This is a genomic window from Rhizobium sp. SU303 (genome assembly GCF_021052345.1).
Taxonomy (GTDB): Bacteria; Pseudomonadota; Alphaproteobacteria; order Rhizobiales; family Rhizobiaceae; genus Rhizobium; species Rhizobium laguerreae.
The window spans coordinates 4989957-5012391 of sequence record NZ_CP088095.1 but is presented as its reverse complement, the minus strand read 5'-3'; the positions used below and the strand labels follow the sequence as shown (position 1 = coordinate 5012391).

Annotated in this window: 20 protein-coding genes; 13 read left to right on the top strand and 7 right to left on the bottom strand. The window is 63.6% G+C overall.

What is annotated here, in order from left to right; genetic code table 11:
* Window positions 1–859: 859 nt before the first annotated feature.
* From rpsT to mutM, 3 genes are all read right to left on the bottom strand, one after another.
* Window positions 860–1138 carry a 30S ribosomal protein S20 gene (gene rpsT, locus RlegSU303_RS24550; protein WP_003544819.1) on the bottom strand — a complete coding sequence of 93 codons (279 nt, stop codon included), beginning with the start codon at window positions 1136–1138 and terminating at the stop codon, window positions 860–862.
* A gap of 192 nt (window positions 1139–1330) precedes the next feature.
* Window positions 1331–2104, bottom strand: coding sequence for an enoyl-CoA hydratase (locus RlegSU303_RS24545; RefSeq protein WP_131719537.1), 774 nt, complete (start codon window positions 2102–2104; stop codon window positions 1331–1333).
* A 38-nt stretch (window positions 2105–2142) separates the two neighbouring features.
* A complete protein-coding gene (gene mutM, locus RlegSU303_RS24540) occupies window positions 2143–3063 on the bottom strand; it encodes a bifunctional DNA-formamidopyrimidine glycosylase/DNA-(apurinic or apyrimidinic site) lyase (protein ID WP_131719536.1) in 921 nt (306 codons plus the stop codon).
* Window positions 3064–3212: 149 nt separating this feature from the next.
* Here mutM and ubiE point away from each other — a divergent pair, with 149 nt between their 5' ends.
* The 8 genes from ubiE (at window position 3213) to RlegSU303_RS24500 (ending at window position 13345) form a co-directional block, all read left to right on the top strand.
* Window positions 3213–3989, top strand: coding sequence for a bifunctional demethylmenaquinone methyltransferase/2-methoxy-6-polyprenyl-1,4-benzoquinol methylase UbiE (gene ubiE, locus RlegSU303_RS24535; protein ID WP_011650173.1), 777 nt, complete (start codon window positions 3213–3215; stop codon window positions 3987–3989).
* A gap of 218 nt (window positions 3990–4207) precedes the next feature.
* Window positions 4208–5782, top strand: a complete 1575-nt coding sequence (gene ubiB, locus RlegSU303_RS24530; protein WP_131719535.1) for a 2-polyprenylphenol 6-hydroxylase — start codon at window positions 4208–4210, stop codon at window positions 5780–5782.
* A gap of 191 nt (window positions 5783–5973) precedes the next feature.
* Complete coding sequence (locus RlegSU303_RS24525) at window positions 5974–7560, top strand: aromatic amino acid lyase (RefSeq protein WP_017962982.1); 1587 nt, start codon at window positions 5974–5976, stop codon at window positions 7558–7560.
* Window positions 7561–7582: 22 nt separating this feature from the next.
* Complete coding sequence (locus RlegSU303_RS24520; RefSeq protein WP_017962981.1) at window positions 7583–8962, top strand: dihydroorotase; 1380 nt, start codon at window positions 7583–7585, stop codon at window positions 8960–8962.
* Entirely contained in the window at window positions 8959–10239 is a 1281-nt protein-coding gene (locus tag RlegSU303_RS24515) for a Zn-dependent hydrolase (RefSeq protein WP_017962980.1), read from the top strand. Before RlegSU303_RS24520 ends, RlegSU303_RS24515 begins: the two co-directional genes overlap by 4 nt.
* Entirely contained in the window at window positions 10220–11317 is a 1098-nt protein-coding gene (locus RlegSU303_RS24510; RefSeq protein ID WP_131643982.1) for a DUF917 domain-containing protein, read from the top strand. Before RlegSU303_RS24515 ends, RlegSU303_RS24510 begins: the two co-directional genes overlap by 20 nt.
* A 3-nt stretch (window positions 11318–11320) precedes the next feature.
* On the top strand, window positions 11321–11650 hold the full coding sequence (locus tag RlegSU303_RS24505) for a TfoX/Sxy family protein (RefSeq protein ID WP_131627808.1): 330 nt from the start codon (window positions 11321–11323) through the stop codon (window positions 11648–11650).
* Between the two features lie 33 nt (window positions 11651–11683).
* A complete protein-coding gene (locus RlegSU303_RS24500; RefSeq protein WP_131627806.1) occupies window positions 11684–13345 on the top strand; it encodes a urocanate hydratase in 1662 nt (553 codons plus the stop codon).
* A 17-nt stretch (window positions 13346–13362) separates the two neighbouring features.
* Here the strand turns inward: RlegSU303_RS24500 and RlegSU303_RS24495 are convergent, their stop codons facing one another.
* Both RlegSU303_RS24495 and RlegSU303_RS24490 read right to left on the bottom strand, forming a co-directional pair.
* The gene (locus tag RlegSU303_RS24495) at window positions 13363–13749 is read right to left on the bottom strand and encodes a VOC family protein (protein WP_131643981.1); all 387 of its coding nucleotides are present in this window, start codon (window positions 13747–13749) and stop codon (window positions 13363–13365) included.
* Complete coding sequence (locus RlegSU303_RS24490) at window positions 13746–14996, bottom strand: MFS transporter (protein WP_131719534.1); 1251 nt, start codon at window positions 14994–14996, stop codon at window positions 13746–13748. The genes RlegSU303_RS24495 and RlegSU303_RS24490 overlap by 4 nt, the downstream gene beginning before the upstream one ends.
* Before the next feature lie 90 nt (window positions 14997–15086).
* On the opposite strand from RlegSU303_RS24490, the gene RlegSU303_RS24485 reads away from it, so the two are divergent.
* Window positions 15087–15962 carry a LysR family transcriptional regulator gene (locus tag RlegSU303_RS24485; RefSeq protein ID WP_131643979.1) on the top strand — a complete coding sequence of 292 codons (876 nt, stop codon included), beginning with the start codon at window positions 15087–15089 and terminating at the stop codon, window positions 15960–15962.
* Here RlegSU303_RS24485 and RlegSU303_RS24480 read toward each other — a convergent pair.
* Window positions 15959–16864: a LysR family transcriptional regulator gene (locus RlegSU303_RS24480; RefSeq protein WP_131643978.1), complete on the bottom strand. Its 906-nt coding sequence runs from the start codon at window positions 16862–16864 to the stop codon at window positions 15959–15961. The two genes, RlegSU303_RS24485 and RlegSU303_RS24480, sit on opposite strands and share 4 nt — an antisense overlap.
* A gap of 126 nt (window positions 16865–16990) precedes the next feature.
* Between RlegSU303_RS24480 and RlegSU303_RS24475 the strand changes: the two genes are divergently transcribed.
* Together RlegSU303_RS24475 and coaBC are read left to right on the top strand one after the other, a co-directional pair.
* Complete coding sequence (locus RlegSU303_RS24475) at window positions 16991–17755, top strand: SDR family oxidoreductase (protein WP_131719533.1); 765 nt, start codon at window positions 16991–16993, stop codon at window positions 17753–17755.
* A 140-nt stretch (window positions 17756–17895) separates the two neighbouring features.
* Entirely contained in the window at window positions 17896–19101 is a 1206-nt protein-coding gene (gene coaBC, locus RlegSU303_RS24470) for a bifunctional phosphopantothenoylcysteine decarboxylase/phosphopantothenate--cysteine ligase CoaBC (RefSeq protein ID WP_131719532.1), read from the top strand.
* Window positions 19102–19130: 29 nt separating this feature from the next.
* Here the strand turns inward: coaBC and RlegSU303_RS24465 are convergent, their stop codons facing one another.
* Complete coding sequence (locus tag RlegSU303_RS24465) at window positions 19131–19943, bottom strand: class II glutamine amidotransferase (protein ID WP_017962970.1); 813 nt, start codon at window positions 19941–19943, stop codon at window positions 19131–19133.
* A gap of 523 nt (window positions 19944–20466) precedes the next feature.
* Here RlegSU303_RS24465 and RlegSU303_RS24460 point away from each other — a divergent pair.
* Together RlegSU303_RS24460 and RlegSU303_RS24455 are read left to right on the top strand one after the other, a co-directional pair.
* Complete coding sequence (locus RlegSU303_RS24460) at window positions 20467–21144, top strand: FadR/GntR family transcriptional regulator (protein ID WP_131719531.1); 678 nt, start codon at window positions 20467–20469, stop codon at window positions 21142–21144.
* The gene (locus RlegSU303_RS24455) at window positions 21141–22433 is read left to right on the top strand and encodes a CynX/NimT family MFS transporter (RefSeq protein WP_131719530.1); all 1293 of its coding nucleotides are present in this window, start codon (window positions 21141–21143) and stop codon (window positions 22431–22433) included. The genes RlegSU303_RS24460 and RlegSU303_RS24455 overlap by 4 nt, the downstream gene beginning before the upstream one ends.
* Window positions 22434–22435 lie beyond the last annotated feature (2 nt).

Here is a 22435-nt window from a genome sequence, read left to right as displayed (position 1 = left end):
AATGCCGCCTTTCAATTCCACCGGGCGGCATCCGCTAAAACAGCCGCCCGATCATTCCCCGCTTTGGCGGGCTGACGGATCCTCATGAGCCGCTCGCCTGCCGGTTCACTCAAAACACTGGCCCCTCAATGGGACCGACGCAGAACTCCGTTGCAGGGGCCGCATTCATGCGGCAACCTTCATCGGCTTTCCGTGTCAGGCTGGCGGTCGAACCTCGTTTTCGGCCGACCAGCCCGAACGCAATATTACTTTAACCTTCTCCGGTGGCCTCGCCTTAAACGTGTGGCCACTGAAGGCACAAAACATCCCCGCTCCGTAACAGCCACGTTACGGCCCAAATCCGTCGAGTGCTTGAAAAAACGAAAGCGCAAGGCTCCGTAACAAAAGGCACAAACTCATCGCCCTGCCGACGTGGCAGTTAAAACCGAGCCTCTGCAGGTGATGTCCGCGCCCTCTGTTGGAAGCCATTTAGGCAGGATCAAACGGCAATATCAACGATGAATTTTACGCAAAATTAAGAAGCGGCCATTGACTCCGCCTGCCCTTTTCGGGCGTCACACCAGCGTCAAAAAAGAATCGCAGTTGAATCAAAGAGATTCCCCCGTTCGGGCTATTTTGACACGCATTGAAAGAAAAAAAATAAAATCCTCTTGACTCCCCTGTGGTCCCGGAAGCTGGGGGCAGAGTCGCGCAGTGCAAAAGCATCCTTGCGCAAGCCATTGTTTTCAAACACTTTTTCCTGTCATGGCGCTGACACGAAACAGTCGTGAGATTAACCATGCAGGGGCTGATCGGTTGAATCGAAAAAGCCCGGTAAAATTACCGGGCTAATCATAAAGAAGAAGTCCTTAACGGAAGATTACGCGGTCGTGGTGACCGAAAGAGCCTTCACACGAGCGGCCAGACGCGAGACCTTGCGCGATGCCGTGTTGGAATGCAGCACACCCTTGCTGGCGGCGCGGGCAAGCTCGGGCTGAGCCGCCAGGAAAGCTTCCTTCGCCTTGGCGGCGTCACCGGATGCGATGGCCTCTTCGACCTGGCGAACGAAAGTACGAACGCGCGAGCGACGAGCCTTATTGACGTCGGTACGGCGGGCGATCTTGCGGGTCGCTTTTTTCGCCGAAGTTGTATTGGCCATGGATGCCTCTCTCAAGAATTCGAACAAACTCCGCCATTACCGCGGGCCCTGCGGCCACAAAATCCAGCAATGCGGGAGCAATCGCGGAAAACCAAACCGGCTTTCCGAACCGTGGGCGGGCATATAACTCTAAAGCCGGCCCACGTCAACGCGGATTTTCAAGCTTTACCACCGGCAAGCGCCTAAAAGCATTCAACGGTGCGTAAAAGCCGGTTTGCGCTTCTCGACGAAGGCGGCCATGCCTTCTTTCTGGTCGTCCGTGGCAAAGAGACTGTGAAACAGGCGGCGCTCGAAACGCAAGCCCTCCTCCAGCGTCGTCTCGAATGCGCGGTTGACCGCCTCCTTGGCCATCATCACCGAGGGGCGCGACAGCGAAGCGATCTTTTCGGCTGCCGCCAGCGCCTCGTCGAGCAGACGATCGGGCGCGACCACACGCGAAACAAGTCCCGATCGTTCGGCTTCCGCCGCATCCATCATCCGGCCGGTCAGGATGAGATCCATTGCCTTCGCCTTGCCGACGGCGCGCGTCAGCCGCTGCGAGCCGCCCATGCCGGGAATGACGCCGAGGGTGATTTCGGGCTGGCCGAACTTCGCCGTCTCCGAGGCAATGATTAAATCGCACATCATGGCGAGCTCGCAGCCGCCGCCGAGCGCAAAACCGCTGACGGCGGCGATCACCGGCTTGCGCGCCTTGGCGACCTCATCCCAGCCGCTGATGAAATCACTCTTATAGATATCGGCGAACTCAAGCGGCTGCATCTCCTTGATATCGGCGCCGGCAGCAAAGGCGCGCTCGGAACCGGTGAGCACGATCGCGCCGACCGTCTCGTCGGCGTGGAAGGCGGCATAGGCCTCCTTCAGCTCCTTCAGGACGGTGGAATTCAGCGCGTTCAGCGCCTGCGGGCGGTTCAGCGTGGCGAGGCCGACATTGCCTCGGGTTTCGACGATCAGGGTCTCATAGGCCATGCTGTTCTCCCGGTTTCTCACTCTTGCTTCTGGCAGGCTTACTTCTGGCAGGTGGCGCAATAGAAGGTGGAGCGCCCCGCCTGGACGATGCGGGCGACCGTACCGCCGCAGCCGGGCGTGCGGCAAGCCTGACTTTCGCGATCATAGACGGAGAAGGAATGCTGGAAATAGCCGAGCGATCCGTCGGTCTGGATATGGTCGCGCAGCGATGATCCGCCGGCGGCGATCGCATCGGCGATGACGTCGCGGATCGAGGCGACGAGCAGGTCGAGCTGCGCCTTCGGCCGGCCAGTCGCCATCACCAGCGTACCGGCGGCGCGGATCGGCGAAAGATGCGCGCGCCACAGCGCCTCACACACATATATATTGCCGAGACCGGCAATGTTCTTCTGGTCAAGCAGCGCACTCTTCAGCGGCTGCGCCTTGTCGCGAAAGCGTTCGGCCAGATAGGCGGCGCTGAGTTCGTTTCCCGTCGGCTCCGGGCCGAGATCGCGGAGGAAGGGATGGGCGGCGAGATCGGCACGTCCCACCATATCCATGAAGCCGAAACGGCGCGGATCGTTATAGACGACGCGGCGCGGGCCGCTTGTGCCTTCCAGATGGAAGACGACGTGATCGTGCTTCTCGTCCTTCGAGCGGGTATGGTGGAATTCGCCCGGCACGCCGGAGGCGGCACCCTCCTCAATGCGGCCCTCTTCAATGCGGCCCTCTTCAATGCGGAAAGAACCGGACATGCCGAGATGCGAAATCAGCGTGTTGCCGTCGTCGAGATCGACCAGCAGATATTTGGCGCGGCGGCCAAGGCTGACGATGGTGCGGCCGGAAACCCTGTCTGCGAAAGCGTCGGGAAAGGGGAAGCGCAGATCGCCGCGGCGCAGCTCCAGCCTGGTGACGCGCGTGCCCTCCATCGCCGGCGTCAGACCGCGTTTCACCGTTTCGACTTCTGGCAATTCCGGCATCTTAACCCATCTATCTCTAACGTGTTTCAACCGACGACGATGTGCGCTATAGCGCCAGTGTGCCGCGGAAAACGCGGCCCATAGATAACGTCGCGCGCGGTCTTTCGCTATGGCCGTCGCGCCCGAATCGTCAGGAACGGAGCAGTCTGATGTCAGAAAGCCGCACTTCCGCCGATGGCGGTATGGAGACCTCCTACGGCTTCCGCGAGGTCCCTGACGGCCAGAAGCAGGGCCTGGTCAACCAGGTGTTCCACAAGGTCGCCAAGCGCTACGACATCATGAACGACGTCATGTCGATGGGCATGCACCGCGCCTGGAAGGATGCGATGATTTCGGCGCTGAACCCACGCAAAGAGCCTGGCTACAAGGTGCTCGACGTTGCCGGCGGCACGGGTGATATCGCCTTCCGCATCGTCGAAGCGTCGGGCAGACAGGCGCATGCCACGGTGCTCGACATCAACGGTTCGATGCTCGGCGTCGGCGCCGAGCGGGCGGAAAAGAAGAAGCTTTCGGGCAATCTCACCTTCGTCGAGGCGAATGCCGAGGAACTGCCTTTCGAGGCAGGCAGCTTCGACGCCTATACGATCGCCTTCGGCATCCGCAACGTGCCGAGGATCGATGCGGCACTGTCTGAAGCCTATCGCGTCTTGAAGCGCGGCGGACGGCTGCTGGTGCTGGAATTTTCCGAAGTCGATATGCCGCTTCTCGACAAGATCTACGACGCCTGGTCGTTCAACGCCATTCCGCAATTCGGCAAGGCGATCACCGGCGATGCCGAACCCTACCAATATCTGGTGGAATCGATCCGCAAGTTCCCGAACCAGGAGAATTTCGCGGCAATGATCCGCCAGGCCGGCTTTTCGCGCGTCACCTTCACCAATTATACCGGCGGCATCGCCGCACTCCATTCCGGCTGGAAGCTCTGACGCATGACGCAGGCCACGCGCTTTCCCTCATTCCTGTGCTCGTCACAGGAATCCAGCGCGTCCAAGTCCTTGGGCGCGAAAGACACTTCACGCTTTATTGAGTCAATCACCGCGCAGACGCGCGGTGGCTGGATTCCTGTGACATCCCTCGGGCGAAGCCCGAGGAAGGGAATGAGGGTGGAGAGATTGGCCGCGTATTCGCAAGCAGGCCAGCCTGCATGAGTACTTTCGGCGCATATTTCCGCCTTTGGCGCGTCGGCTGGGTGCTCGTGCGTGAGGGTGTCGTGTCAGCCCTTCCTTCCGAAGGGCTGCCGCCTCCGGTCGCGCTCGCCAAATCCTTCGTCACGATTTTCGAGCGAAGCAAGGCGCGGCATCAGAAGCGCAGCGACCGGTTGGCCCAGGCCGTCGAGCGGCTCGGCCCCTCCTATGTGAAGATCGGGCAGTTCCTGGCGACGCGGCCGGATGTCGTCGGCGTCGAATTCGCCAATGACCTGTCGCAGCTTCAGGACCGGATGGCCTTCTTTCCCTCGGCGGCCGCCAAGGCCAATATCGAAGGCTCGCTGGGGCGGCCGATCGGCGAACTTTATGCGAGCTTCGGCGATCCGATCGCCGCGGCCTCGATCGCGCAGGTGCATCCGGCCGAGGTCGATAATGCCGAGGGCCGGAAGAAGGTTGCCGTCAAGATCGTGCGGCCCGGCGTGCGCCAGCGCTTTGCCCATGACATCGAGGCGATGTATCTCGTTGCCCATATGCAGGAGCGTTTCCTGCCGTCCAGCCGGCGGCTGCGGCCGGTCGAGGTGACGAAGACGCTGGAGCAGACGACCAAGGTGGAGATGGACCTTCGCCTGGAGGCGGCGGCTCTTTCCGAGATCGCCGAGAACACCGAAAAGGACCCGGGTTTCCGCGTGCCGAAGGTCGATTGGGAACGCACCGGGCGCGACGTCATCACCATGGAGTGGATCGACGGCACGAGGATGTCCGATGTCGAGGGCCTGCGCGCGGCGGGCCACGATCTCAACCTGCTTGCCGATACGCTGATCCAGTCGTTCCTGCGCCACACGCTGCGCGACGGCTTCTTCCATGCCGACATGCATCCGGGTAATCTCTTCGTCGATGCGGGCGGCATGATCGTCGCCGTCGACATGGGCATCGTCGGGCGGCTGGGCAAGAAGGAGCGGCGGTTCCTCGCCGAAATCCTCTATGGCTTCATCACCCGCGACTATATCCGCGTTGCCGAGGTGCACTTCGAAGCGGGCTATGTGCCCGGCCACCACAATGTCGAAAGCTTCGCCCAGGCGATCCGGGCGATCGGCGAGCCGATCCATGGACAGCCGGCCGAGACGATCTCGATGGGCAAGCTGCTGACGCTGCTGTTCGAAGTGACCGAACTCTTCGACATGGCGACACGGCCGGAGCTGGTGATGCTGCAGAAGACCATGGTCGTGGTCGAAGGCGTGTCGCGCATGCTCAATCCACGCTTCAACATGTGGAAGGCCTCCGAGCCTGTCGTCGGCGACTGGATCCGCACCAATCTCGGTCCGAAGCGGATCGCCACCGATCTCAAGGACGGGCTGAAGGCGGCGGTCAAGCTCGCCGAAGCCGTGCCGGAAATCGCGGCAAAAACCGAGAAATTCCACCACCAGCTGCTGCATATGAGCGAGCACGGCTTACGTTTCGACGCTGAGACGGCGGAAGCGATCGGCAAGGCCGAAGCGCGGCACAACCGCTCGGCCAAAATCGCCTTGTGGGTCATCGCCTTGACGCTTCTCTATATTGCCTGGATGCTGAGCTGACCGCCTGCCAAAAACATGCTGTGTTCGGCATTTGGGATATCCCATGTGTCGGAGGGCTCGCTTAGTCTCGTCTTCAAAGCATGATGCCGAAAAGTGTGAGCGACATCATGCTCTGACTCTTTAATTGAGAACAGGATTCAGATTTTGGGCCGATCGGCCTAAAATCATCCCGTTCTAGGGAGATATGGCACATGAAGCACGAACGCCCTGGCATCGAACTTTCCGGACGACCGCTCGGTTTTGCCGAGATGGTGACGATCGGGGCGGGCAAGGCTGCGGTTTCGGCTTCGGCGACAGGCATGGCCCGCATCGCGATCGCCCGCGAGATCGTCGAGGATGCCATTGCCTCCGGCATGCCCGTCTACGGCTCGACGACAGGCGTCGGCGCCATGAAGGATGTGGAGTGGTCGGCCGACGAACTCGACACCTTCAATCTCGGCCTGGTGCGCGCCCATCATTTCGGCACTGGCACACCGTTTTCCTGCAATATCGTGCGCAATGCCATGGCGATCCGTATCAACACGGCGCTGACCGGTCAGGTCGGCTGCACGCCGGAGCTGATCCAGGCCTATATCAGGATGCTCGAGGCCGATCTCATCCCGGTCGTGCGCCGTACCGGCTCGATCGGCTGTGCGGATATCGGCCTGATGGGACAGATCGGCGCGGTGCTGACCGGCGTCGGCGAAGCGATCTATCGCGGCAACCGGATGCAGGCGGCCGAGGCTTTCCGGGCGGCCGGGCTGGAACCGATGCGGATGGCACCGCGCGACAGCCTCGCCTCGCTCAGCGTCAACGCGGTGAGCTTTGCCTCGGCGGCGGAAACGACGCGCAATGCCGCAGCCTCGATCCGCGTCCTGCTGGCAACGGCGATGATGGCGGCCGGCGCGCTCGGTGCTTCCCGCGATCCCTGGAAGGCGGTTCGGCATGTCGGAACGGCGCGCGAAGCGCTGATCGGCGCATGGCTCTGCAATGCCTCCGACGAATGGAACTGGCCTGTGGCAACGCATGTGCAGGATCCGCTTAGCCTGCGCATGATCGCGCAGGTGTTCGGCGCGGTGATCGAGAACCTCTTATCGACCGGCCACAAGATCCTTGCCGCTACCGGGCGCTCGGACGACAATCCCGTCGTGGTCGAAGGCCGGGTGATGACGTCAGGCGGCTCGCTGCCGCTCGATGTGACGATCCTGCTCGAATCGGCAGCACTCTGCATGGCGCATGCGGCGCGCAACGCCTTCAACCGCTGCGTCATTCTCGGCAATGGCCAGCGGCGCGACCTGCCGGTCAATCTCGTGCCGCCAGGGCGGATCGCCACCGGTTTCGGGCCGATCATCAAACTTGCCGGCGAGATCTTCTCGCGCGTGCTGTCGATGTCCAATCCCGTGTCGGCGCAGTCGCTGGTCGTCGCAGCCGGGCTGGAGGACGAGGCAGCCTTTCTGCCGCTCGTCATCGAACGCTTCGACCGGCAGATGCGGGCGCTGAAGCGCCTCGCAGCACTCGAGGCACTGCTGTCGGCCCAGGCGATCGACATCCTCGGCGATGAACCGAAGGGTGTCGCCGCCATGCTCTACGAGGTCGTGCGCAAACATGCCGATTTCTATACGGTCGACCGGCCGCTTTCGGCGGAGGTGGAGGCGATCGAGGAGGAGCTCGGCTCGGACGACTTCGTCTCGAAGCTGACCGCGCAGGTTCCAATCGCCTCCTTCGACGATTTCTTCGCCCTCGGCTCGCTGGTGCGTATCGAGGAGCGGCTGGCAGGCCAGGAACCGGCAACGGTCTGATCTGGTTTAGGGAGGAAGCGGCATGGACTTCGATCTCATTTTGCAGGGCACGGTGGTGCTGCCGGACCGCATTCTCGACGAGGGCTATGTCGCCGTGCGCGACGGCAAGATCGCCGAGATCGGCCTCGGCGTGCCGCCTGCGGGCCGCGAACGGCACCTGCTCGGAAAAGCGCTGATCCTGCCCGGCGCGATCGACGCCCAGGTGCATTCGCTTTCGCAGAAGGACCAGGAAGATTTCATCTGGTCGACGCGCTCGGCGGCAGCCGGCGGCGTGACAACAATCGTCGATATGCCTTATGACGAAGGCAATCTCGTCTGCTCGGCAGCGGCGGTGAAGCGGAAGATCGACCATGCCGGTCCGCAGGCGCGCGTCGATTTCGCGCTTTACGGCACCGTCGATCCGGAAGAAGGCCCGGCGCGGATCCGCGAAATGGTGGAGGCAGGCGTCGCGGCCTTCAAGTTCTCGACCTTCGGCACCGACCCCAAGCGCTTTCCGCGCATTCCGCCGGCCCTGCTCGACGCCTGCTTTGCGGCGATCGCCCCGACGGGACTGACGGCGGGCGTGCACAATGAAGACGACGAGGCGGTGCGCACTTACATGGAGCAGGTGAAGGCGAGCGGCATCACCGACTGGCGGGCGCACGGCCTGTCGCGGCCGCCGATCACCGAACTGCTGGCGATGCACACGATCTTCGAAACGGCTGCTCATACCGGCTGCCCGGCGCATGTGGTGCACTGCTCGCTCGGGCGCGGCTACGATATCGCGCGCGCCTATCGCCGCGACGGCTTTGCGGCGACGGTGGAATGCTGCATCCACTATCTGACGCTCGATGAGGAAAACGACGTCAAGCGCCTCGGCGGCAAGGCGAAGATCAATCCGCCGGTACGGTCGCGCGCCGAGGTGGAGACGCTCTGGCGGAAGGTGGCCGACGGCGATGTCTGGCTGGTCTCGACCGATCACGTCAGCTGGTCGGAAAACCGCAAGACCAATCCCGACATGCTCGCCAACGCCTCCGGCGTTCCCGGTCTCGAGGTGATGGTGCCGCTTTTCGTCAAAGGCGCCGTCGAACGCGGCATTCCGTTAACATGGGCAGCCAGGCTGATGGCGGAGAACCCGGCAAAGCATTTCCGGCTCGACCATATCAAGGGCGCGCTGACCCCGGGCAAGGATGCCGATATCGTCGTGCTCGAGCCGCGCGACAGCGTCTATGATGCCGCCGTGAGCGGCAACAACGTCGTCGGCTGGAGCCCCTATAACGGCATCCGCCTGCCGTGGGCCGTTTCCGCCACCTACCTCAGGGGCGAAAAGATCGCCGAGGGCGCCAAGGTGCTGGCCAAACCCGGCAACGGCCGCTTCGTGCGGCCGCCGCCGCGCCAGGTCATTGCGGGAGCTGTCGAATGAGCCGCAATCTTCCCGTCAATGCCAGCCGGATCGCTGGAGATATCGAGGCGCTGGCCGGGATCACCGAGCCGGGGCATCCCTGGACGCGGCGGGCCTTCTCGCCGCTCTTTCTCGATGGCCGGGCCTATATCGAAGCGCGGATGAAGGCGGCGGGACTGGAAACGCGGATCGATGCCGCCGGCAATCTGATCGGACGGCGGACAGGCCGGAAACCGTGGCTCGGCACGATCATGGTCGGCTCGCATTCCGACACGGTGCCGGAGGGCGGCCGCTTTGACGGCATCGCCGGCGTGATCTCGGCGCTGGAGGTGGCGCGCGCGCTGCGCGATCAGAATATCGAACTCGATCACGATCTCGAAATCGTCGATTTCCTTGCCGAGGAGGTGAGCATCTTCGGCGTGTCCTGCATCGGCAGCCGCGGCATGACCGGCCAGCTGCCGGAGGCCTGGCTTTCGCGCGTCAGCGACGGGCGCGACCTGGCTGAGGGCATCGCCCAGGTCGGCGGCAGACCCGATGTGCTGATGCAGCAGAACAGACCAGATATAGCGGGCTTTCTCGAACTCCATATCGAACAAGGCCCGGTGCTCGAAGCCGAAAAGGAGGATATCGGCATCGTCACTGCGATATCGGGCATCACCCGCATCGAGATCACCGTCGAAGGGCGAGCCGACCATGCCGGCACGACGCCGATGGACCGGCGGGCGGATGCACTGGTCGCAGCGTCGCAGCTGGTGCTCGACATCCGCAATGCCGCCGCCGAACTTGCCAGAACGCCGGGGCACTTCGCCGCCACCGTCGGCGAATTCAGGATCGAGCCGAACGCCGCCAATGTCGTACCGTCTAAGGTGGCGCTGCTGATCGATGGCCGTGCCGAAATCCGTGCCGACATGGAGGCATTCTGCCGCTGGCTCGACGGCCATGTCGAAAAGCTGGCGGGGGCCTACGGCGTGACGATCAAGACGCCGAACCGGGTTTCCGACAATCAGCCGACGCCTGCTGATGCCGGGCTGCTTTCGATCTTGGAGGCTGCCTGCGAACGTGTCGGCGCAAAACATCGGCGCATGGCCTCCGGCGCAGGGCACGATACGGCCTGGATCGCCAAGGTGGCGCCGGCGGCGATGATCTTCGTGCCTTGCCGGGAAGGCCGCAGCCATTCGGCCGATGAATGGGCTGAGAATGACGATATTACGCTCGGAGCGACCGTGCTGTTCGAGGCGGTGCGCGAGATGGACACGAGCTTGAATCAGGAGAGGACCGATGGGACGCATACTCGTTGAGAAGGACGTGGAAGCTGCCGTCAAAGGCGGCTCCGTCTATGCCGCCGGCGGCGGCGGCTGGGCCGATCACGGGCGGATGCTCGGTTATGCCGCCGTCAATGTCGGCAAGCCCGAGCTGGTCTCGATCGACGAGCTGAAGGACGAGGAGTGGATCGCGACTGCCGCCGCGATCGGCGCGCCGGCCTCCACGACGCCCTGGGAAATGCAGGGCATCGATTATGTGAAATCAGTGCAATTGCTGCAGGAGGCGCTCGGCGAAAAGCTTTCCGGGCTGATCATCGGCCAGAACGGCAAATCCTCGACGCTGAACGGCTGGCTGCCGTCAGCAATCCTCGGCACCAAGGTGGTCGACGCGGTCGGTGATATCCGCGCGCATCCGACGGGCGACATGGGTTCGATCGGCATGGCCGGTTCGCCCGAGCAGATGATCCAGACCGCCGTTGGCGGTAATCGCGCCGAGAACCGTTACATCGAGCTGGTGGTGAAGGGGGCGACTGCGAAGATCTCGCCGGTGCTGCGCGCCGCCGCCGACCAATCCGGCGGCTTCATCGCCAGCTGCCGCAATCCGCTCCGCGCCTCCTATGTCCGCACCCATGCGGCGCTCGGCGGCATCTCGATGGCGCTTGCGCTCGGCGAGGCGATCATCGCGGCGGAGAAGCGCGGCGGATCTGCCGTCATCGACGCGATCTGCAAGACGACGGGCGGCCATGTCCTTGCCGAAGGCGTCATCACCCGCAAGGACGTCGTCTATACCAAGGAAGCCTTCGACATCGGCACGATCACCGTCGGCGCGGGCGAAAAGTCGGTGACGCTGCACGTGATGAACGAATATATGGCGGTGGACGATGCGGATGGCGAAAGGCTTGCCACCTTCCCCGCCGTCATCACCACGCTCTCGCCGGAGGGCGAGCCGCTCAGCGTCGGCCAGCTCAAGGAGGATATGCATGTCTTCATCCTGCATGTGCCGATGGAGATCATTCCGCTGTCGGCAAGCGTGCTCGATCCAACCGTCTATCACGTCGTCGAGAAGGCGATGGGGATCGAGATCGCACGCTATGCACTGGCAACGAAGGCCTGAGCCATGGCGCGCGATCCCGGTCTCGAAGCACTGATGCGCGAGGAACTCGGCGATCGGCCGGGCGTTGCCGAAAAATCCATGTTCGGCGGCTGGGCCTTCATGCTGAACGGCAATCTTCTCTGCTGCGCGCGCCATGACGGCATGCTGATCCGTCTCGGCAAGGGCAATGACGGCTGGGCGCTGGCACTGCCGGGGGTGATCCAGATGCTGTCGGGCGAGCGTGTCATGCATGGTTGGGTGCGAGGCGGTGCCGAGGTTTACGGCGACGATGCTCTCAGACGGCGTTTGCTTGATGCGGCGCTCGCCTATGTGGAGTCGCTGCCAAGTAAATAACGAATGAAGGCGGAGCAAAACGAGGAACCCACGATGCCGAAGGCCAATCCACGTCATCCGAAATTTCCGATTCCCGGCGGACCGGAGCTGCGCGCCAAGGGCTGGCGGCAGGAGGCACTGCTGCGGCTGCTCGAAAATGTGCTCTCCGTCGGCGAGGACCCCGACAACCTGATCGTCTATGCCGCTCTCGGCAAGGCGGCCCGCAACTGGGCGGCGCACAGGGGCATCGTCAAGGCGCTGACCGAGATGGAAGAGGACCAGACGCTTCTGATCCAGTCCGGCAAGCCGATCGGGCTCGTTCGAACGCATGCCAAGGCGCCGCTGGTCATCATGGCGAACTGCAATATCGTCGGGCAATGGGCAAAGGCCGAAGTGTTCTATGAGTTGCAGCGCAAGGGGCTGATCTGCTGGGGCGGGCTGACGGCCGGCGCCTGGCAATATATCGGCAGCCAGGGCGTCATCCAGGGTACCTACGAGATCTTCATGCGCATTGCCGAGCGGCGCTTCGGCGGCGATCTCCTCGGCCGGTTCGTGCTAACGGCCGGCCTCGGCGGCATGGGCGGAGCGCAGCCGCTTGCCGGCCGCATGGCAGGCGCTGCGATCCTCTGTGTCGACATCGATCCGGAGCGGGCCCGCAAGCGCCAGCAGATCGGTTACCTCCAGGAAATCGCACCCGATCTCGATACCGCCCTTCAGATGATCGATGCGGCGGTGAAGGACAAGCGGGCGCTGTCCGTCGGCCTCGTCGGCAATGCAGCGGAAGTCTATCCTGAGATCGCCCGGCGCGGCATCGTGCCTGATATCGTCACCGACCAGACCTCGGCGCACGACCTCGTCTATGGCTACGTGCCGAAGGGCATGAACCTCGAACAGGTCAAGGGTCTGCGCGACGATGGGCAGGGCCAGTTGATGGCGGCAAGCCGCGCCTCGATCGTCGAGCATGTGACGGCGATGCTGGAGTTTCAGAAGAAGGGTTCCGAAGTCTTCGACAACGGCAATCTGATCCGCACGCAGGCCAAAGAGGGCGGCGTCGCCAATGCCTTCGACATTCCGATTTTCACCGAAGCCTATCTCAGGCCGCTGTTTGCGCGGGCGATCGGCCCGTTCCGCTGGATGGCGCTATCAGGCGAAGAGAGCGACATCGCCCGCATCGACGACCTGCTGCTCGAAATGTTTCCCGACAACAAGATCATCACCAACTGGATCCGGCTGGCGCGCGAGCACGTGCCTTTCGAGGGGCTTCCGGCGCGTATCGCCTGGCTCGGCCATGGCGAACGCACGGCACTCGCACGGCGCGTCAATGCGCTGGTTGCGAGCGGCGAACTCAAAGGCCCGGTCGCCTTCTCGCGCGACCATCTCGACGCCGGCGCCATGGCGCATCCGAATATCATGACTGAGGGGATGAAGGACGGATCCGACGCGATCGCCGACTGGCCGCTGATCGATGCGATGATGCTCTGCTCGTCGATGGCCGATCTGGTCGTCATCCATTCCGGCGGCGGCGGCTATGCCGGCTACATGACGAGCTGTGGCGTCACAGTCGTCGCCGACGGTACGGATACCGCCGACGAACGGCTCGACCAAGCGCTGACCAACGATACGGCGCTTGGCGTCATGCGTTACGCCGATGCGGGTTACGAGGAGGCGCTGGACGAGGTGGCGAAGAAGGACGTGCCCTATATCCGGCTTGGTTGATGTTCAGGAGGCGGACGTCAGGCAATCAGATTGGAGACTTCGAGGAGGTTGCCGTCGGGATCCCTGAAATAGACCGAGCGCAGACGCCCGGTCGCACCTGTGCGTTCGACCGGGCCCTCTTCGATCGCAACGCCCGCGGCCTTTAGATCAGCGATGACATCGGCAAGTGGGGTCTCGGCGATGAAACAGAGGTCGCCGGAGCCGGGTGTGGGTTGCCTTGCCTTGGGATCGAATTCGTTTCCGGCCTGGTGCAGGTTGATCTTCTGCCCGCCGAATTTCAGCGCCTTGCGGCCTTCCGCGAAGGTTTCGACCGACATGCCGAGGATGCGGGAATAGAAATCGCAGGTGGTGGCGATATCGGTGACGGTCAGCACGAGATGGTCGAGACGGTCTACGCGGATCATGCTTTTCTCCTCGCGAGGTGCTGGGCAAAACAGGCGGAGACAAAGGCCAGCGCCAGCATGGCAAGGGTGAAGATAACGACGGCGGCCCAGCCTTCAACCGCGTAGAACCAGCCGCCCGCCGAACCCATGAGGCTGGAGCCGACATAATAGGCGAGCATATAGAGCGAAGAAGCGTGGCCCTTGGTGCCATGCGCCAGCTTACCGACAAGGCCGCTGGCAATGGAATGGCTCATGAAGAAGCCGGTCGTGAGTACGATGATGCCGAGGATTATGACTGGGAGCGTGGCAAAGAGCGTCAACGCGCTGCCGGCGGCGGTGAGTGCCAGACCGAAGAGAAGCACGGAAAAATGCCCGATCCGGTCTCCGAGCAGACCGCCGATCGAAGAGGCGCCGATGCCGAAGAGATAGACGGTGAAGATCAGCCCGAGTTCGGTCTGGTTGAGGCCGTAGGGCGGCGCCACGAGGCGGAAACCGGCATAATTGTAGATCGTCACGAAGGAGCCCATCGCCAGAAAGGCGATGGCGAAGATGAAGGGCAGCGCCGGATTGGTGAGATGGCCGAGCCAGGCTTTTGCATGAAAGCGCGGATCGAAGCCCGGCCGGCGGCCGAAATTGCGTGACGGCGGCAAGAGGGCGATGAAGCCGATCGCGGCGGCAAGGCCGATGGCGCCGATGAGAAAAAGCGCCGGCCGCCAGGTGAGATATTCGGCGAAGATGCCGGTCAATACGCGCCCGGACATGCCGCCGAAAGCCGTGCCGCCGACATAGAGGCCCATGGTGGCGCCGAGACCGCGCGGATCGATTTCCTCGGCGAGATAGGCCATGGCGACAGCGGGCACGCCGCCGAGAACGAGGCCCTGCAGGGCGCGGATGACGAGCAGCAGATGCCAATTCGGGGCAAAGGCCGTGGCAATGGTCAGCAATGCCGCGCCGACCAGCGATATCGACATCAGGCTGCGGCGGCCAAGGCCTTCCGAAACCGCGGCGGCGCAGACGATCGCGACCGCGAGAAAGCCGGTGGAGAGCGATAGGGACAGCGAGCTTTCGGCCGGACTGACGGAGAATTGCTGCGAAAAGATCGGCAGCAGCGGCTGCACGCAATAGAGCAGCGAGAAGGTGGAGAAGCCAGACAGGAAGAGCGCCAGGCTGGCGCGGCGATAGGCGCCGGTTCCGCGGGTCAGGTATTGCTTCTGCCCTGAGATTGCGGCTGTCTCGGCGGTCTTCAATGCATGCGCTGACGTCGGCATATCTCATCCTTCCAGCCTCCGATCTAGTCAACGCCACTCCATTTGTCCAATATATGACACTGGCGATTTCGATAGGTTTTGGAGATGGCGATGGAACTGCGGCACTTGAGATATTTCCTGGCGGTGGCGGAAGAAGGCAATTTTACCCGCGCCGCCGGCAAGCTCGGCATCGGGCAGCCGCCGCTCAGCCAGCAGATCCGCGACCTGGAAAGCGAAGTGGGTGCGGCGCTGTTTCACCGCGTGCCGCATGGGGCCGAATTGACGGCAGCGGGCGCGGCCTTTCTCGGCGAGGCAAAGGCGTCGGTCGCGGCCGCGGAAAAGGCGAAGCTTGCGGCGCAAAGCGCCAATCGCGGCGAGACCGGCCGGCTGTCGCTCGGTTTCACCGCTTCCTCCGCCTTCAATCCCGTCGTCAGCACGACGATCCGCCGCTTTCGCGCACGCTGGCCGGAGGTGCAGCTGTCGCTGACGGAAATGAATACGCTGGCGCTGATGCAGAAGCTGGAACGCGGCGAGCTGGACGCCACCTTCATGCGCCCCAGCCTCGACGATCCCGCCGGCATCCGGCTGCGGCGGCTGCCGGATGAGCCGATGGTGATCGCCCTGCCCGCCAGCCATCCCTTGACACGGCATCCCAGCCTGCCGCTTGCGGCGCTGGCGGAGGAACCCTTCATCCTCTTTCCCCGGCTCGTGGGCCTGAGCCTCTACGACGATGTCGTGCTCGCCTGCCGCAAGGCGGGATTCGAGCTGACCGTGGCGCAGGAGGCACCGCAGATTTCCTCTGTCGTCAATCTGGTGGCGGCCGATCTCGGCGTCTCGATCGTGCCGGCCTCGATTTCGCAGATCAAGCTCGAAGGTGTGGCCTACCGGCCGATCGAGGGGCCGCCGGCCGTGGCGCGCCTGGCGCTGGCAATCCTGAAAACACACCGCTCGCCGGTCACCGAGAACCTGATCAGCTTGCTGAGTTAGCCCACCGGATCCCAATAGGGCGGGTCGCCGAAGCTCGTCTTCAGATGATCGGCAATGGCGCGAAGCTTGGCGGAGGGATTTCGGCCTTCGGGATGGGCCATGTAGATGAATTCGGCCTCCGGCCTGTGACCGATATCGACTTCCGCAAGCCGGCCCTCGCGGATGGCCGGGCCGGCGATGAAGGCCGGCAACAGCGCGATGCCGAGCCCGGCAATCGCGGCATCGCGAAGCATGTCGCCATTGTTGATGCCGAGCGCCAATTTCGCACGGACGACGATCGCACCATCGGGCGTCTGGAAACGCCAGTCGGCAACGCCGCGATTGGTGTAGAAGATGCCGCGATGGCTGTTGAGATCAGCCAGCGACGACGGCATTCCCTGGCGGGCGAGATAATCCGGCGAGGCGCAGAGAAGACGGCGGCTATGCGCGAGCTTCCAGGCGACCAGCCGGCTATCGGCGATCGGACCATTGCGGATGATGGCATCATAACCGTCCGAGGCGGCATCGACGCGCCGGTCATCGATATCGAGGGTCAGTTCGATCTCGGGATGTTCGGCAAGAAAAGGGTAGAGCGCCGGGCCGAGATGCATGCGGCCGAAGGTGACGGGGGCGGCGATGCGGATCGGGCCGGACAGCGTTCCGCGTCGCTCCGCCATATCTGCCGCGGCTTCCTCGATCTCGCGTACGATGCGCGCAGCGCGCCCGAGGAAGACCGTGCCATCCTCCGTCAAGGTAAGCTTGCGGGTCGTTCGATGGAGCAGCATGCCGCCCAGCGACTTCTCCAGTTCCGCCAGCCTTTCGCTGACGACGGATTTGGACAGCCGCAGGCGCCGGGCCGCTTCGCTGACCGAGCCCGCCTCGACCACGGCGACGAAAGCCGCAATGCCTTCTATCCTGATCATCGTTCGGCTTTTCCGAATTCGAATTCCTCGATCTGAAGACTAATCCGAACGAAGGGAAAATGCCATCTTCCATTCAACGAAAGGGGCGGCAGGGGCCGCCTCACCTCAAATCCAGGAGATGGAATCATGAACCGCTTGAACAACAAGGTCGCGATCGTCACCGGCGCAAGCTCCGGCATCGGCCGCGCGACGGCAAAGCTCTTCGCCGCCGAGGGCGCCAAGGTCGTCGTCGGCGCCCGCCGCCAGAGCGAACTCGACAGCCTCGTCGCGGAGATCAAGGCAGAGGGCGGCGACGCCATCGCCATTGCCGGCGACGTGCGCTCGGAGGATTATCACAAGGCGCTGGTCGCCGCCGCCGTGACGAATTACGGCAAGCTCGACATCGCCTTCAACAATGCCGGCACGCTCGGCGAAGCCGGTCCGAGCACCGCCGTTTCGGAAACAGGCTTCAGCGAGGCGCTGGCGATCAATCTGACAGCCTCCTTCCTCGCCGCCAAGCACCAGATCGGAGCAATGGTGGAAAATGGCGGCGGCTCGGTGATCTTCACCTCAACCTTCGTCGGCTACAGCTTCGCCTTTCCCGGTGTCGCCGCCTATGCCGCCAGCAAATCCGGCCTGATCGGCCTGACGCAGGCGCTTGCCGCCGAATTCGGCCAGCAGGGCGTGCGCGTCAATGCCATCCTGCCGGGTGCTGTTGATACCGACATGTATCGGGACATGAACGATACGCCTGACAAGCAGGCCTTCGTCACCAACCTGCATGCGCTGAAGCGTGTCGCAACCCCCGAAGAACTCGCCCGCTCGGTTCTCTATCTCGCCTCCGACGATGCGAGCTTCGTTAGCGGCACGGCCTCGCTGGTCGATGGCGGCGCTTCGATCACCCGCACCTGAGACGGCGCGGCGCGATTATTCGCTGCGGGTTGGGGGGCTTCCCCGACCCGTGGGGACGTCGCGTAGATCCGCGCGATTGCATGTTCTCCGCCAAAGCCTTAGGGTCGGGGGCGGTCAGAAAAGGCAACGGGTAGAAGGCCATGGCTCTCAGCGGCAAACGCATCCTCCTCATCATCTCGGGCGGCATCGCGGCCTATAAGTGCCTGGATCTGATCCGCCGGCTGCGCGAGCGCGGCGCGAGCGTGCGCCCCGTCATGACCAAAGGCGCGCAGGAATTCGTCACGCCGCTTGCGGTCGGTGCGCTGGCGGCGGACCATGTCTTCCTCGATCTGTTTTCGCGCCAGGACGAACAGGATGTCGGCCATATTCGGCTGGCGCGCGACTGCGACCTCGTGCTGATCGCCCCTGCCTCCGCCGATCTGATGGCGAAGATGGCGAACGGGCTTGCCGACGATCTCGCCTCGACCGTGCTTCTGGCGACGAACAGGCCGGTGCTGGCGGCACCGGCGATGAACCCCGCCATGTGGGCGCATCCGGCGACGCGGCGGAATGCGGCGATGCTGAGAGCCGACGGCATCCGCTTCATCGGGCCGATGGCCGGCGAGATGGCGGAAAGCCGGGAGGCCGGACTCGGCCGGATGGCGGAGCCGCTTGACATTGTCGCTGCGGCCGAAACCATGCTCGACGACGGAGAAAAGCCGCTCAAGGGACGCAAGGCAATTGTCACGTCAGGACCGACGCATGAGCCGATCGATCCGGTGCGCTATATCGCCAACCGCTCCTCCGGGCGGCAGGGACATGCGATCGCCGCAGCCCTGGCAAAGCTCGGGGCGGAGGTGACCCTCGTGTCGGGGCCAGTGACGATCGCCGATCCCGTCGGCGTCAGCGTCGTGCATGTCGAGCGGGCCGAGGAAATGCGCGACGCCGTGCTTGCGGCGCTGCCGGCCGACATCGCGGTGATGGTCGCGGCGGTGGCGGACTGGCGCGTCGCCTCGGCGGCCGACCAGAAGCTGAAAAAACATCCGGGCGAATCCATTCCGACACTGGCGCTGACCGAGAATCCGGACATCCTGAAAATCGTCGGCCATCACACGATGCGGCCGAAGCTGGTGATCGGCTTTGCCGCCGAGACGCAGGATGTGGAAAGCAATGCGAAGGCGAAACTGGAAAGGAAAGGCGCCGACCTGATCGTCGCCAATGACGTCTCTCCTGCGACCGGAATCATGGGCGGCAGCCGCAACAGGGTCAAACTCATTCGCCGCGACGGCGTCGAGCAATGGCCTGACCTGACGAAGGAAGAGGTTGCCGAACGACTCGCGGCACTGATCGCCAAGCAGCTCCGCTGATCGCCAGCGGCTCAGCTGACGCCGAGCGTTTAGGCAGGAATGGCCACGCGCAGCGGCTTGGCGGCACTGCGCTTCTCCGGCCGGAAGTCGGCGACGTCGATGCCATCTTTGCCGACGGTGACGGCGCTGCCATCCGGAATTTCGGCCCAGGCATCGACATCGTCATTCAACGGCTCGGAGACGAGGCAATAACCCGCGCCGACGGGAGAGGCGTAGAGCGTCGGCGCCTTGCGATCCGTGGCATAACGGATCGCATAGAGCGTGCTGCCATCGGAGAAGGCGGCGGTGAATCGCAGCAGGATCGAGCCGATGACGCTTTCGGCCAGGCCCTCGACGACACCGATCATATCCGCCATCGCAGCGACCGGCGCCTCGCGCAGGCCGAACTGCAGCGCCAGCAGGAACATCAGCTCGGAATCGGTCGTGCCGCCGCGGGCATTGAACAGCTCGTCGTCGAGCATCGCCTCCATCGGCCGGCGCAGGCGCTCGAAGCCTGCGATCTGGCCATTATGCATGAAGGACCAGGTGCCATGGGTGAAGGGATGGCAGTTGTCGCGGCGCGTGCCGCCGCCTGTGGCAGCGCGGACATGGGCGAGGAAGAGGGGCGAACGGATCTGCCGTGCCAGGCTCTTCAGATTGCAATCCGACCATGCCGGCAGGATATCGCGGTAGCGGCCGGGTTCGGGCCTGTCACCATACCAGGCGATGCCGAAGCCATCGCCATTCGTCGCCGTCTTGGCGCGGGTGGCGCAATGCGACTGCTCGATCAGGGAATGGGCGGGCGAAGATACCAGTTCCTCGAGATAGAGAGGGTCTCCGCGATAGGCTGCCCAGCGACACATGGCTCTTTGCTCCGGAACCCGCCGCCGCATCGGCGGGAATGCTGAAATTGTCGAACGACGCAGCTAACAACAGCTTAACGCGCGGCCGGTTTGCAAGCCAAACATGACGGTTTCTTGACGTATAGCCTCTTCAAATTCGGCAAAACACTGTGTTCTCTCGTGAACACCCGTGTTCCCCAAAGCAGGGCATGCGTGCATTTTTGCTTGCATCTCGAAAGAATCAGCCTAACTTTAAGCCATCGGCAACAGAACGAAAGGAAGGTGATCCAATGTCTAATGAGATTTCGGACCTCGTAACGGGCATGGAAGAGGTGACGAAGGCGAGGCAGCCCTCGCTCTAATCCCCGCCTTCCTGGGGCTGCATAGACAGTCCAGGCCAGTTTGAGGCCAAACTCATGGAAAGGGTCGCCGAGGCGGCCCTTTTTTATTGTCTTGATGTCTTCATTGTCTTGATGCCAGGCGTTGACGGAAGATCGAAATCTCACTACTCATAAAGTCATCAGATGACTTTATGAGTAGTGAGATGCGAGCGCTCAGCAAGACCAATCTCGCCGATGAGGCAATTGAGGCGATCCGCGGCGACATTCTCGGCAAACGCTGGGCGGTCGGCGAGAAATTGCCGAATGAAGCCTCGCTGTCTGCCATGCTTTCCGTCAGCCGCGGCACGGTGCGCGAGGCGGTGCGCGTTCTTGTCTCCCAGGGTTATCTCGAAACAAGGCAGGGTTCGGGAACCTATGTCCGCTCGACGACGGATGCCGGCCGACCGCTGACGATGGCGCGGCGCGCCAGCCTGCGTGACCAGTTCGAGGCGCGCCTGGCGCTCGACGTCGAGGCCGCCCGGCTGACAGCGATCCGCAAGACGCCGGAGACGGTTGCCGGGCTCCGCCGGCTGCTTGCCGAACGCGGCAATTACGACGGCGGTAACCAGGCCGCGTTCATCGAACGCGACCTCGCCTTCCACAAGGCCGTCATCGCCGCTTCGGGCAACCGGGCGATGATCGAAATCTACGATTTCTTTTCGGCCTCGATCGCCGACACCATCGCGGCGACACTCGGCAAGGACATTCCGGAACCCGATATGCAGGCGCATGCCGATATCGTCGACGCCATCGAAACCGGCGATCCCGACAGGGCGGATGCGGCGGTGCGCCGTTTCATGGCGCCGGTTCTTGCCGCACTCGACCGGATGATCCGGTCATGAACACGCCTGCCAACAATGCCGCCAGCGCGCTTGAGGCGGCCGACGAACTGCTTGTAGATGCCGAGGCCGGCAGCCTTCCGCCGCCGCACGCAACGCCGGCGCGGCGAGCTGCGCATCGTTTTCTGCTGGGCGCAAGCCTGGTGCTGATCGCCTTCAACCTGCGCCCGGTCTTCTCCAGCGCCTCGGCGCTACTGCCGGAAATCCGCTCGGAACTCGGCCTGAGTGCGCTCGGCGCCAGCCTGCTAACGACGCTGCCGGTCGTCTGCCTCGGCGCCTTCTCGCCGCTTGCGCCTCGTCTTGCCCAGCGCTTCGGCACCGAACGCACGCTGCTCGGTGTTCTCCTGCTTCTGGCCCTCGGCACCGCATTGCGCGGGCTTTCTTCCGTGCCGCTGCTCTTCATCGGCACGGCCCTTGCGGGCGCCTGTATCGCTGTCGGCAACGTGCTGCTGCCGGGGCTGGTGAAGCGGGATTTTGCCGGACGCGCCGCGCTGATGACCGGCTTCTACACGATGGCGCTTTGCGCCGGGGCGGCAAGTGCCGCCGGGCTGACACTGCCGATCGAGCATGGGCTCGGCGGCTCCCTCGAAGGCGCGCTCGCCGTCTGGGCGCTGCCGGCGCTCGCCGTCAGCCTGCTTTGGCTGCCTGAGGTTCTTCGCAGCGGCAGACAGGCAAGACGAAACGGCTTTCGCGTCGAAGGCCTCTGGCGCGACCGGCTCGCCTGGCAGGTGACGCTGTTCATGGGGCTGCAATCGGCACTTGCCTATTGCGTCTTCGGCTGGCTGGTTCCGATCTTGCGCGAACGCGGGCTCGACGGCGTCACCGCCGGGGCGATCGTTTCGCTGTCGGTGATGGTGCAGGCGGCATCCTGCCTGATCGTGCCGCATATCGCCGTGCGCGGCCGGGACCAGCGGCTGATCAATGCGAGCCTCTGCGGCGTCGCCGTCATTGCCCTGCTCGGCCTGCTCTTCGCACCGCTTTCGACGGTCTGGCTGTGGGCGGTGCTGCAGGGCATCGGCCAGGGCGGGCTGATCGCAGCGGCCATGACGACGATCGTGCTGCGCTCGCGCGATCCCGATGTCGCCGCCCATCTTTCCGGCATGGCGCAATGCGTCGGTTACCTGCTCGCCGCCATCGGCCCGCTCATCGTCGGCCTCATCCGTGGCTGGACCGGCAGCTTTTCCTGGTGCGCGGCCCTCTTCGTCGCACTTGGACTGGGCGCGGCGATCAATGGCTGGAAGGCCGGCCGGGCAGTCGAGATCAATGTCCATGCGGTCGAAAAGGACGGCTGAGC

What these genes read in the sequence shown, in the direction of transcription:
- RlegSU303_RS24545 (WP_131719537.1), bottom strand. Translation starts at nt 2,104, where the DNA reads ATGGCCTATGAGACCCTGATCGTCGAAACCCGAGGCAATGTCGGCCTC.
- RlegSU303_RS24520 (WP_017962981.1), top strand. Translation starts at nt 7,583, where the DNA reads ATGGACTTCGATCTCATTTTGCAGGGCACGGTGGTGCTGCCGGACCGC.
- RlegSU303_RS24495 (WP_131643981.1), bottom strand. Translation starts at nt 13,749, where the DNA reads ATGATCCGCGTAGACCGTCTCGACCATCTCGTGCTGACCGTCACCGAT.
- RlegSU303_RS24465 (WP_017962970.1), bottom strand. Translation starts at nt 19,943, where the DNA reads ATGTGTCGCTGGGCAGCCTATCGCGGAGACCCTCTCTATCTCGAGGAA.
- ubiE (WP_011650173.1), top strand. Translation starts at nt 3,213, where the DNA reads ATGTCAGAAAGCCGCACTTCCGCCGATGGCGGTATGGAGACCTCCTAC.
- RlegSU303_RS24500 (WP_131627806.1), top strand. Translation starts at nt 11,684, where the DNA reads ATGCCGAAGGCCAATCCACGTCATCCGAAATTTCCGATTCCCGGCGGA.
- RlegSU303_RS24460 (WP_131719531.1), top strand. Translation starts at nt 20,467, where the DNA reads ATGCGAGCGCTCAGCAAGACCAATCTCGCCGATGAGGCAATTGAGGCG.
- RlegSU303_RS24455 (WP_131719530.1), top strand. Translation starts at nt 21,141, where the DNA reads ATGAACACGCCTGCCAACAATGCCGCCAGCGCGCTTGAGGCGGCCGAC.
- rpsT (WP_003544819.1), bottom strand. Translation starts at nt 1,138, where the DNA reads ATGGCCAATACAACTTCGGCGAAAAAAGCGACCCGCAAGATCGCCCGC.
- ubiB (WP_131719535.1), top strand. Translation starts at nt 4,208, where the DNA reads ATGAGTACTTTCGGCGCATATTTCCGCCTTTGGCGCGTCGGCTGGGTG.
- RlegSU303_RS24480 (WP_131643978.1), bottom strand. Translation starts at nt 16,864, where the DNA reads ATGATCAGGATAGAAGGCATTGCGGCTTTCGTCGCCGTGGTCGAGGCG.
- RlegSU303_RS24485 (WP_131643979.1), top strand. Translation starts at nt 15,087, where the DNA reads ATGGAACTGCGGCACTTGAGATATTTCCTGGCGGTGGCGGAAGAAGGC.
- RlegSU303_RS24505 (WP_131627808.1), top strand. Translation starts at nt 11,321, where the DNA reads ATGGCGCGCGATCCCGGTCTCGAAGCACTGATGCGCGAGGAACTCGGC.
- RlegSU303_RS24525 (WP_017962982.1), top strand. Translation starts at nt 5,974, where the DNA reads ATGAAGCACGAACGCCCTGGCATCGAACTTTCCGGACGACCGCTCGGT.
- RlegSU303_RS24490 (WP_131719534.1), bottom strand. Translation starts at nt 14,996, where the DNA reads ATGCCGACGTCAGCGCATGCATTGAAGACCGCCGAGACAGCCGCAATC.
- coaBC (WP_131719532.1), top strand. Translation starts at nt 17,896, where the DNA reads ATGGCTCTCAGCGGCAAACGCATCCTCCTCATCATCTCGGGCGGCATC.
- RlegSU303_RS24515 (WP_017962980.1), top strand. Translation starts at nt 8,959, where the DNA reads ATGAGCCGCAATCTTCCCGTCAATGCCAGCCGGATCGCTGGAGATATC.
- RlegSU303_RS24510 (WP_131643982.1), top strand. Translation starts at nt 10,220, where the DNA reads ATGGGACGCATACTCGTTGAGAAGGACGTGGAAGCTGCCGTCAAAGGC.
- mutM (WP_131719536.1), bottom strand. Translation starts at nt 3,063, where the DNA reads ATGCCGGAATTGCCAGAAGTCGAAACGGTGAAACGCGGTCTGACGCCG.
- RlegSU303_RS24475 (WP_131719533.1), top strand. Translation starts at nt 16,991, where the DNA reads ATGAACCGCTTGAACAACAAGGTCGCGATCGTCACCGGCGCAAGCTCC.